The 11,081-nt window shown below is 68.6% G+C and carries 10 protein-coding genes; all 10 read left to right on the plus strand.

Annotated features, from left to right (window positions below; translation table 11 throughout):
• Positions 1–134: 134 nt before the first annotated feature.
• The 10 genes from ABT114_RS45430 (at position 135) to ABT114_RS45475 (ending at position 11,080) form a co-directional block, all read left to right on the plus strand.
• Positions 135–905 (plus strand): SDR family NAD(P)-dependent oxidoreductase, encoded by a 771-nt coding sequence (locus ABT114_RS45430; RefSeq protein WP_351151793.1) that lies wholly within the window; start codon positions 135–137, stop codon positions 903–905.
• 1,837 nt (positions 906–2,742) lie between these two features.
• The gene (locus ABT114_RS45435) at positions 2,743–3,441 is read left to right on the plus strand and encodes a nuclear transport factor 2 family protein (RefSeq protein ID WP_351151796.1); all 699 of its coding nucleotides are present in this window, start codon (positions 2,743–2,745) and stop codon (positions 3,439–3,441) included.
• Position 3,442: 1 nt separating this feature from the next.
• Positions 3,443–4,174 (plus strand): nuclear transport factor 2 family protein, encoded by a 732-nt coding sequence (locus ABT114_RS45440; RefSeq protein WP_351151799.1) that lies wholly within the window; start codon positions 3,443–3,445, stop codon positions 4,172–4,174.
• A gap of 11 nt (positions 4,175–4,185) precedes the next feature.
• Positions 4,186–4,863: a nuclear transport factor 2 family protein gene (locus ABT114_RS45445; RefSeq protein WP_351151802.1), complete on the plus strand. Its 678-nt coding sequence runs from the start codon at positions 4,186–4,188 to the stop codon at positions 4,861–4,863.
• A 26-nt stretch (positions 4,864–4,889) separates the two neighbouring features.
• Complete coding sequence (locus ABT114_RS45450) at positions 4,890–5,612, plus strand: nuclear transport factor 2 family protein (RefSeq protein WP_351151804.1); 723 nt, start codon at positions 4,890–4,892, stop codon at positions 5,610–5,612.
• Positions 5,613–5,750: 138 nt separating this feature from the next.
• On the plus strand, positions 5,751–5,879 hold the full coding sequence (locus ABT114_RS45455) for a hypothetical protein (protein WP_351151807.1): 129 nt from the start codon (positions 5,751–5,753) through the stop codon (positions 5,877–5,879).
• 159 nt (positions 5,880–6,038) lie between these two features.
• Positions 6,039–7,922, plus strand: a complete 1,884-nt coding sequence (locus tag ABT114_RS45460) for a 2-oxoacid:acceptor oxidoreductase subunit alpha (protein WP_351151810.1) — start codon at positions 6,039–6,041, stop codon at positions 7,920–7,922.
• Entirely contained in the window at positions 7,919–9,004 is a 1,086-nt protein-coding gene (locus ABT114_RS45465) for a 2-oxoacid:ferredoxin oxidoreductase subunit beta (protein WP_351151813.1), read from the plus strand. The genes ABT114_RS45460 and ABT114_RS45465 overlap by 4 nt, the downstream gene beginning before the upstream one ends.
• The gene (fdxA, locus tag ABT114_RS45470; protein ID WP_351151816.1) at positions 9,001–9,321 is read left to right on the plus strand and encodes a ferredoxin; all 321 of its coding nucleotides are present in this window, start codon (positions 9,001–9,003) and stop codon (positions 9,319–9,321) included. Before ABT114_RS45465 ends, fdxA begins: the two co-directional genes overlap by 4 nt.
• Positions 9,322–9,691: 370 nt before the next feature.
• The gene (locus ABT114_RS45475; protein WP_351151819.1) at positions 9,692–11,080 is read left to right on the plus strand and encodes an ABC transporter substrate-binding protein; all 1,389 of its coding nucleotides are present in this window, start codon (positions 9,692–9,694) and stop codon (positions 11,078–11,080) included.
• Position 11,081 lies beyond the last annotated feature (1 nt).

The following is an 11,081-nucleotide window of genomic DNA, read 5'->3' on the forward strand; positions in this document are numbered from 1 at the left end:
CGGCAGCCGCGGTCATACCAGCCATCTGAAGGGGCGATGTCCCTGGACGGCACGGATCCTTGTTCTCGCCAATACGGCGTACCTACGCTTCAAGTACCGCACTCCGGCGGCATGGAACAAGGGATATAGCAATCATGGGTCGACTGTCCGGAAAAATCGCCTTCATCAGCGGAACAGGGGCTGGAATTGGGCGGGCTGCTGCCCAGGTATTTGCCGCGGAAGGGGCCTCCGTATTCGGCTGTGACATCGATGCCGACGCTGCGGCGGAAACGCTCGAACTGGTGGAGAAGGCTGGGGGAGTCATGAAGTCCCTCGCCCCCGTCGACCTGTCGACCGAGGGCGGTGCCCGGGAGTGGATCGAGGCCGGCATAGCGGCCTTCGGTGGTATCGACATCCTTTACAACAATGCCTCGGCGCTGCGGAACGGGCCATTCGAGACGATGCCCGCCGAGGACTGGTACTTCACCATCAAGAACGAACTCGACATCCCGTACTTCTGTACGCAGGCGGCCTGGCCGCACCTGATCGCCCGGGGTGGCGGCGCCGTCCTCAACGTCGCGTCGGTCGCCGCCGTGCGCGGCGCCCCGTTCATGCCGATGGTGCCGCATGGTGCCGCCAAGGGCGGGGTGTTGGCGATGAGCAAGCACCTGTGCGCGGCCGGCGCCCCGCACCACATCCGCGTCAACACCGTCGCACCCGGCATGATCCACACCTCCGCGACCGCGCCCTTCCTCGATGACCCGAACGGGCCGAAGGCGCAGCTGGAGGCGCGTATCCCGGTGGGCCGTGTGGGACAGCCGGAGGACATCGCGAGGGTCGCGGCCTTCCTCTGCTCCGACGAGGCGGCGTTCATCAACGGCGCCAACCTCATGGTGGACGGCGGCGACAGCGCGATGGCCGGCTGACCGGCGGCATGCCCCGTCGAACGCCGCGAGTGCGCGCTGATCACGCCGACGTCAACGGCCGCGATCAGCGCGCACGGGATTCGCTGATCGCCGCCCTCACCGAGGAATTCGGCGGGCGGCACGCGCGGCGCAGACAGGCGTGACGGCTTCGGCGAACCCACCTTCGTAGGGTGGTTGGCAGGCTGGCGCGCGCCAGAACGTTGGCGATGAACTGCCGGTCGCCGTTGCTCTTTGCGGGGAGCAGGGGCCGGGGGCGGCGCTGTACCGGCGGGCATCGAAGCCGACCCGGCCCTTGAGCCGGGCCAGGTCAGCGGCCAGGTCGGCCCGCCGCCGACCACGATCACGCTGGTACCCGCGTTGCACACCGGGCGAGCGCGAGACCAGTCCGGGTGCCGACCGACCGCAGCGGGCCGCACGCCGCGTGTCGACACTGTCCGCGCAGACAGGAGCGAAGGGCCGGCGCCGTAGGTCGCGAGCACGGCACCGATCGAGGCCATGGTCGCCAGGTACCCGGTGCCGCCTCACTGGCAGCGCGCCCGTCCGGGGCGACGGCGATGCGCCCGAACTCGCCGTGCGGTGCAACGAGCCGCCCCCACCAGCCCGCCGCCAGCGGTGTGCGGCAGCCGCAGGCACAGCACATCCTGACGGTCGGCTGCCGCGTTCCCCGTCGGTCGGCGAGCGCGGCGCGCAGGGCGGTGTCCGCCCGGCAGCACCGGCCGCGAAACGTTTGCGCAGCAGTCCGGGCAGCCGGTCGTGGCCCGTGCGTGCCTACACGTGCCCGACGCCTCGTTCCCCGGGCAGGCGAGCGGCGCTTACGCGCCACGTCAACAACGAGTTCTGCGGGCCCGTGCCGGAGCCGTGTCAGAGGGCTGCTGTGATACCGCTTGCCACACGGCTTGCGGGCGGTCAACGTGCTTGTCGACAGGGTTGAGGATCAGGGGATCCGGCTGAGTGCCGTCGCGCGCGGACTCATCTCGAAGCCGACGCAGAGTCGCCACGGGGTCGGTTCATGAGTGCGGTCCTGCCCCATTCCTGCAGGTCGCACAAGGGGTCGTACGGCACATATTCATGTCGCATGCCATCCATGTTGCGACGCGATTTCCGATCGCTTCCGGCCACGCACGGTGCTCGCTATTGTGAGGACCCCGGAGCCGCCTAGTCCGCTCCGCTCGCACCGGCCTCGCTGTCGGTTCCGTGAGCGGGGTCCCCAGAGCCGAAGGAACACCGCATGACCACCATCACGTCCGAGCTGGGCCGCTGCGGCGGCATGCTCGCCGTGGGGTGCGTGCCGGTCCGGTCCGATGGCACGCGGCGGCCCGTTTCCTTGCCCCACGGTCGCCGCCATGACACGGGACCGTCCATGAGCGCTCTCGGCGGCTCGATGCCCACGCCGACTGGCTGCAAGAAGGCTTCCACGGTGATGCACACGGGCCGGCCGTGCCGCCCCGCCCACGCGGCGCCCAGCGCCCGTACGTTGCTGAGAAACGGATCCCGCCCGGGGCCGCTCCGCGGCTTCGTGCGTCACGCCTGACACGGCATCACCGCACCCTTCACCGCCGTCACCCCCGTCACCCCCGGCACCGCCTTCTCCGGCGACGATCGCAGCCCCCGCGCATCCGCCGAAACACGTGTTCCGGCTGTTTCCCGCCGGTGACGGGGCTGGGACGGCACCGGTGACCGGGCTGGTGGCAAGCCGTCGGCGAGCTGCCCCGCGATGCCCATCAAGACCCGTCCCGAGCAGTGCCGTGCGCCCGCCTCCCCAGGGCGCTCACTTCCCACCACCGCTGCGACCACGACGGTTCCGACCACGACCTCCGACCACAAGGGATGAGCAGAGTTGGACGACTACGACACCGTCACACCCGATCTGGAGAGGCAACTCCAGCGACTGGAGGACGTCCAGGCGATCCACAACCTCATGGGCCGGCGCGCGTACCTGCACTCGGCCGGCCTCAACGACCGCGAACTCCCGGAGTGCTGGGCGACGGACGCCCCCGGTGTCTCCTTCGAGGCCGAGGACTGGGGTGTGTGGGACGGCTGGGACCACATCTGGAACGCCTACGTGGAGAAGAACCCCTTCCCCGCCGGCACCCCAGGCCTGCTCATCGAGCACACCCTGACGACGCCCGTCATCGAGGTGGCCGGTGACGGCCTGACCGCGAGAGGGGTGTGGATCTCCCCGGGGCACGAGACCTTCCCGCTGCCGGACAGCCTTCCCGCCGCCCACTGGTCATGGGGCCGCTACGGCGTCGACTTCCTCAAGGAGGGCGGCGTCTGGCGGATCTGGCACCTGCACGTCTACACCACCTTCCGCACGCCGTACGACCAGGACTGGGTCGACTCATCGGTCAACCGCCCCGCCCATTTCCCGAAAGAGGGAGAGGTCGTTCCCGGCATGCCGGTGGTGGACCGGGCTGTGACCTTCAACCAGCCGTACACGCTCGACGCGGTCCCCGCCCTGCAGCCCCCGCCGCCCGAACCGTACGGGACCTGGCAGGAGACCACCGGCTACACCGACCCGCCGAAGGAGGCCTGAGGTGACCACGTCGACCGGACCCTCGACGACCCTGACCAGGGCCCAGCGACTGCACCGGATCAGGGCAGTGCACGAGATCCACAACCTCATCGGCCGCCACGCCTTCTTCAACGCGGCCGGCCACTACGACGACCTCATCGGCACCTTCGCCCGCCACACCCCCGGCGTGACGGTCGAGCTGGCCGACTGGGGCGTGTACGAGGGACTGGACGGCGCCCGCGCCGCGCTGGTCGGGCCGCTGCTGGAGATGGCCCGCCGCAAGGGGGAGGGCATGCGAGCCGCGTACCCGGAGCTGGACATCCAGGACGACCGCGCGGGGATGCTGCTGGAGAGCGCGTTCACGACCCCGGTCATCCAGGTCGCCGAGGACGGCGGCTCGGCCCGCGGCGTGTGGATGGTGATGGCCGCGCAGACGGGCTTCAACCCCGACGCGGGAGGGCCCGAGGCCGGCTGGGCGTGGGTGCACTACGCCGTCGACTTCGTCTACGAGGAGGACGGGGAGGACGGCGCCTGGCGGATCCTGCGTCTGCGGGTCGTGCCGCGCTTCCGTACCGCCTACGGCGTCAGCTGGGTCGAGAGCTCGCTGCGCGAGCAGGCGCCGCCACCGCTGACCACGACGTCCGACCGGCCGCCCACCGCGACCCTCAACGACTACTCCGTCACCCGCGTGGCGACGTACGACCCCGTCCCCCCGGAGCCGTACCGCACCCTCGACGACCTCCCGCCCCTGTAAAGGACCGCCACATGGCACAGGACCAGGACGAATTCGACAGGCGGCTGCGACGCCTGGAGGACATCCACGAGATCAACAACCTCATGGGCATGCACGAGTACCTGCACGCCGCGGGGCGCAACGGCGAGGAGTTCGAGAAGCTCTTCGCCAAGGACGCACCCGGCCTGACCTTCGAGCCCGAGGACTGGGGCGTCTTCGAGGGCGCGGAGACCGTCAAGGGCTGCTACGTCGACGGCGCCCCGCCGGAGATGCCGGGGCTCATGACCGAGCACGCCGCCACCACCCCCGTGATCGAGATCGCCGAGGACGGCCTGACCGCCAAGGGCGTGTGGATCTCCCCCGGCCACGAGACCTTTCCCCGGCCGGACGGTCCGCCCATCGCCCACTGGTCGTGGGGCCGCTACGGCATCGACTTCGTCAAGGAGGGCGGCGCGTGGAAGTTCTGGCACTTCCACATCTACACCACCTTCCGCACCCCCTACGACCAGGACTGGGTCGAGTCCTCGGTCCACCGGCCGCCCTACTTCCCCGAACCCGGGCAGCTCATGGAGGGCATGACGCCCCCGTCGCGTCCGGTCACCTTCAACCAGCCCTACCAGGTCGACACGGCCCAGGAGATGGCGCCGGTCCCGCCCGTGCCATACCGGACGTTCGACGAGACCTGGTCTTACACCGATCAGCCCGCCTGACTCTCCACCTCAACGAGGAGCCGTACATGAGCGAGACCGCGGAACCGACCACCGAGCAGAAGCTCCAGAAGGTCCTGGACATCCACGAGGTCCAGAACGTGATGAGCCGGCACGCCTACTACCACGGACTCGGCAAGAACGCCGAGGAGCTGGAGGCGATCTGGGTCAAGGAGACCCCGGAACCCACCTTCGCGCAGAACCAGGGCTACTTCGTCGGATACGAGTCCATCAACTACTACTACGGCGAGCTGTGCCGCTTGATGCAGCGGGCCAACCTCAAACTGCTCCGCCAGCACTACCCCGAGCTTGACGACTCGGACGACAACCTCGGCGCCGGAACTCTGATCATGCACCCGCTGACCACGTCGATCATCGAGATCGCCGGCGACGGGAAGACGGCCAAGGGCATGTGGTACTCCCCGGGCCAGGTCACCGAGATCATGCCGCCCGACCACAGGCCCGTCGCGCACTGGATCTGGGAGAAGTACGGCGTCGACTTCGTCCGCGAGAACGGCGTCTGGAAGATCTGGCACATGCACGTCTACACGGACTTCTTCACGCCGGTCGGCGAGAGCTGGGCGGACCTGACCGCTGACGCGCCGATGGGCGTCGGCGGCCCCCCGGTGGAAATGCCGCGCCCGGACATCGAGGAGGAGACCTACAAGGTCTACAGCCACACCCAGCTGCCGCAGGACCTGCCGCGCATGCCCGAGCCCTACCAGACCTTCAGCGAGACCTTCAGCTACTGACAGCACGTCAGGCGCCGGCACCAACCGATTGACAACGAACTGAGATGTAGCCATGCCTCATCCGGAATTCCTGCGACTTCAACCGACCTCATTTCGCGGAACGGGACGTGGAGGGTCTGGCGCCCGCATGTCGTCGGAATGCCCGACGAACGCGGGCCGGTCCGCCACCGGCACACCGGTGGTTGCACGCCGGACCGGTTCTGCTTCAACGAGCCGGCGCCGCGGGACCCGCATCGCACCTTCGACGAGGTGTCCGGCGCCTGCTGACCGCCCGCCGTCCCGGACGCTGCGTCTTGGACGGCCGTCCACAGGACGGCATTCCGTCCTGCCCCCTGTTCCCGAGCCCTGGAGGGCTTTCGTGTCCCATCTGCTTGCTACGCGGAACCGGCGTGCCCCGCTCGCCTGCAGCGGGCCAGGAGGACAGCTATGACCTCGCGCATCACCTCAGGAACCGTCCCGCGTCCTCCCGTGCCCTTGGAGCGCGTCGTCATCCGCTTCGCCGGCGATTCCGGTGACGGCATGCAGCTCGCGGGTGACCGGCTGTCCGCCGACAGCGCCGAATTCGGCAACGACCTGGCGACCCGCCCGGACTTCCCTGCCGAGATCCGCGCCCCTCAGGGCACGGTGCCGGGTGTCTCCTCGTTCCAGGTGCACTTTGCCGACTACGACATCCTCACCGCCGGCGACCGCCCCGACGTGCTCGTCGCGATGAACCCGGCGGCCCTCAAGGCCAACGCCGCCGACCTGCCGCCGGGCGCGACCGTGATCGTCAACACCGATGAGTTCACCCGCCGCAACCTGCAGCGCGCGAACTATGCGACGTCACCGCTGGAGGATGCAACCCTGAGCGGGCACGTCGTCCACCAGGTGCCCATGAGCAGCCTGACGCGTGCTGCGCTCGCTGACAGCGGCTTGTCCCGCAAGGACGCGGAGCGGGCGAAGAACATGTTCGCCCTCGGCCTGATCGCCTGGATGTACGGCCGTCCCACCGCCGGCACGGAAACCTTCCTGCGGCGGAAGTTCGCCAGCCGCCCGGAGGTGGCCGAGGCCAACGTCACCGCCTTCCGGGCAGGCTGGAACTACGGCGAGACCACGGAGGCGTTCGCCACCACCTACGAGATCGCCCCCGCCAATCTGCCGCCCGGCACGTATCGGCAGATCACCGGCAACACCGCGCTCGCCCTCGGGCTGACGGCCGCCGGGCAGCGGGCGGGCCTTCCCGTGCTGCTCGGCAGCTACCCGATCACCCCGGCCTCCGACATCCTCCACGAACTCGCCCGCCACAAGGAGTTCGGCGTCCTCACACTCCAGGCGGAGGACGAGATCGCCGGGATCGGCGCCGCCCTCGGCGCGGCCTTCGGCGGGGCGCTGGGAGTCACCTCCACCTCCGGGCCGGGGCTCGCCCTGAAGAGCGAGATCCTCGGACTGGCGGTGATGACCGAGCTGCCACTGGTCGTGATCGACGTCCAGCGCGGCGGCCCGTCCACCGGCCTGCCCACCAAGACCGAGCAGTCCGACCTGCTGCAGGCCATGCACGGCCGCAACGGTGAGGCCCCGCTGCCCGTCATCGCTCCGCGCTCGCCCGGCGACTGCTTCGACGCCGCCCTGGAAGCGGCCCGGATCGCGCTCACCTACCGCACCCCGATCCTGCTCCTGTCGGACGGAGCGCTGGCCAACGGCTCCGAACCGTGGCGGATCCCGGAGCCCGAGGACCTGCCGGACCTGCGGGTGGAATTCGCGACCGGGCCCAACGCCCCTGACGGTTCGGAGGCGTTCTGGCCATATCTGCGCGACCGGACCACCCTCGCCCGGCCGTGGGCGATCCCGGGGACGCCGGGCCTGGAGCATCGGATCGGCGGCCTGGAGAAGTCCGACGGCCCGGGAACGATCTCCTACGACTCGGCCAACCACGAGCGCATGGTCCACCTGCGCCAGGCGAAGGTCGACGGCATAGAGGTGCCCGACGTCGAGGTCGACGACCCCGACGGGCGGGCGGACGTACTGGTGCTCGGCTGGGGTTCGACGTACGGGCCGATCGGTGCGGCCTGCCGCCGGGTGCGGGCCCGCGGACTGCCCGTGGCCCAGACCCATCTGCGGCATCTGCGGCCCTTCCCGGGCAATCTCGGCGCCGTGCTGCGTGCCTACCGGCAGGTGGTGGTGCCCGAGATGAACCTCGGCCAGCTCGCCGGGCTCCTGCGCGCCGCGTACGGAGTGGACGTGGTCAGCCGTTCGAAGGTCACCGGCCGGCCCTTCGGAGCCGAGGAGCTCGCCGACGACCTCGTATCCGTGATCAAAGGAGAATCGGCATGAGCACGACTGAGCTCGGCATGCCGGGCAGGCACGGCCTGGACGGCGTGCCCCTGGCCGACGGGCCGCAGACCGCCAAGGACTACCGCTCGGACCAGGAGGTCCGCTGGTGCCCCGGCTGCGGTGACTACGCCGTACTGGCCGCGGTCCAGTCCTTCCTGCCCGAACTCGGACTGCGCCGCGAGAACATCGTCTTCATCTCGGGCATCGGCTGCTCGTCCCGCTTCCCGTACTACCTCGACACCTACGGAATACACTCCGTGCACGGGCGAGCCCCCACCCTGGCCACCGGCCTCGCCGTCACCCGCCCGGATCTCAGCGTCTGGGTGGTCACCGGTGACGGTGACGCGCTGTCCATCGGGGGAAACCACCTCATCCACGCCCTGCGGCGCAACGTCAACCTGAAGATCCTGCTCTTCAACAACCGGATCTACGGACTGACCAAGGGCCAGTACTCTCCCACCTCGGAACCCGGGAAGGTCACCAAGTCGACCCCCCTGGGCTCGGTCGACCACCCTTTCAACCCGGTCTCGCTCGCGCTCGGCGCGGAGGCGACCTTCGTGGCCCGAGCCCTGGACTCCGACCGCGCTCAGCTCACCGAGGTGCTAAGGGCGGCGGCCGAGCACAGGGGGACGGCCTTGGTCGAGATCTACCAGAACTGCCCGGTCTTCAACGACGGTGCCTTCGAGGCTGTGAAGGATCCCGGGGAGCGCGTCCAACGGGTCATCCCACTGCGCGACGGGGAGCCGGTGCGCTTCGGGGCCGAGGGAGAGTACGGCGTCACGCGCGACCTCCGCACCGGCGGACTGCGTGTGGCCCCGATCGCCGAGACGGGCGAGGACGCTCTGGTCGTGCACGACGCCGCGGCCGGCGACCCCACGCAGGCGTTCGCCCTGTCCCGGCTGGACAGCGGAGACCACGGCCCGGTCGTGCCCGTCGGGGTATTCCGGGCGGCTCAGCGACCCACTTACGACGACCTGGTACGGCAGCAGGCAGCCAGGAGCGGAGGCGGCGGCACTCTGCGGGACCTGCTGCGAGGCCGCGACGCCTGGACCGTGGAACCGAATCGGAGGAATACCCCATGACGTACGTCATCGCACAACCCTGCGTGGACGTGAAGGACCGGGCATGCGTGGAGGAATGCCCCGTGGACTGCATCTACGAGGGCGAGCGCATGCTCTACATCCACCCGGACGAATGCGTCGACTGCGGCGCCTGCGAACCCGTGTGCCCGGTCGAGGCGATCTTCTATTCCGAGGACGTGCCGCCGGAGTGGGCGGCCTTCACCGACGCCGGCGAGGCCTTCTTCACTACCCTCGGCTCCCCAGGAGGTGCCTCCGCGGCCGGTCCGATATCGGCGGACGCCCCGATCGTCGCCGAGTTTCCAGCGCCCGCCCGTTGACCGTCAGCGAATCCCGTTTCTTCGAGATTCCAGAAGCACGGGCAATTAGAAGGCGGGATGGCCTACGGAGGGCCGGGATTCTCGTGTGACGGTTTATCCCGGAGGCCGGACGGTCTCCATGAATAGCAGCCATCAACACGAAGCCGATGCAGGTGTGTTCTCACCGTGTCGCACGGAGTGTTGAATTCGAGGCCACCACATATCTCATTCAGTCAGCGTCGACGTTGAGGAGTTCAGGGTGTTGAGGCGTACAGCGTTGTCACTTATAGGGTCATCCGTCCTGGTGGCCGCCACCGGCTGTGCCGGCTCGGGCACGGGAGGGTCCGGACAGAAAACCTTCACGATGTCCGCGTTTCCGACCGGAAACTCAATGGACCCATGGAAGACGCAGCTGAGCCAGTACGTGGCAGCTGCGACGTACGACACGCTCACCCATATCAACGCCGACGGCACCGTGGTCCCGTGGCTGGCCACCTCATGGGATTACAGCGACGCCACGACCTTGGTGATGGAGCTGCGTACCGATGTGGTCTTCACCGATGGCGCGAGCTTCGACGCGGCGACTGTCAAGGCCAATATCGAGTACGCCAAGTCGGCCACCCCGTCGAACGTGGCGGCGCAGCCCTACCTCTCATACATCCAGTCGGTCGACGTGGTGTCCAAGAGCAAGGTGCGCTTCAACCTGAGGGCTCCCCAGCCCGACCTGCCCTACGGGTTCTCCCAGCAGGCCGGCTGGATGGTGAGTCCCACCGCGCTCAAGAACCCCAAGACGCTCGCCGACACACCGGTCGGGTCCGGTCCCTACGTCCTCGACAAGAGCGGCACGACGACGAACAAGACCTACGCGTTCACCCAGAACAAGAACTACTGGGCGGCGGCCAAGTGGTCCCGCTTCGACAAGCTGGTGGTGCAGTTGATCACCGACCCCACCGCCTCCAACAACGCGGCGCGCAGCGGCCAGCTCGACTACACGATCGTGTCGGCGGGAACGGAAATCAACGGGTGGAAGATCGCCCAGGGCTCCGCATCCGCCTTCTTCGGCTTCACGATCTTCGACACCTCCGGCAAGATCAGCAAGCCGCTGGGTGATGCGCGCGTCCGGCAGGCCATGAACTACGCGATCGACAGAAAGGCGATCCTCAAGTCCGTGCTCGACGGTCAAGGGGTCACCAACGCCTCAACGCCGTTCGGCCCGGACAGCCTCGGCTACAGCCGGAACATCGACAGCTACTACACCTACGACGTCGCCAAGGCCAAGCGGCTCCTGCGCCAGGCCGGCTACCCGAACGGGTTCTCGGTCAAGGTGCTGAACAACCCGCAGTGGGACCAGATGGCCCAGGCTCTCGCCGGCTATCTCCGCAAGGTCGGCATCGACGTGCAGCTCAGCAACCACGGTGACGACTTCGTGCAGCAGGTCAACTCCGGCAAGTGGGCGATGGCCACGGGTCTCCTGTCGGTGACCGGGCTCCCCTACAGCGACTTCACCTTCACGATGACGAAGAGTTCCTCGATGAACCCGCTCGGCAACACCAACCCGAAGGTGACTGCCATGCTGGCCAAGGCCGTGGCAGCCAGTGGAGACGAGCAGAAGCAGTTGTATGCACAGCTGGCCGAGTACGCCGCGGAGCAGGCGTGGTACGTGATCCCGGCGCTGAGCAGCCAGTTGCACGCCTACAACCCGCAAGTCGTCAAGGTGGTCGAGCCCGCCAGGGCCGGTGCACCGATGCTGTACAACCTGCGGCCGGTCGGAGCTGAGTGAC

The organism is Streptomyces sp. NPDC002088 (genome assembly GCF_040296605.1).
Lineage (GTDB): Bacteria > Actinomycetota > Actinomycetes > Streptomycetales > Streptomycetaceae > Streptomyces.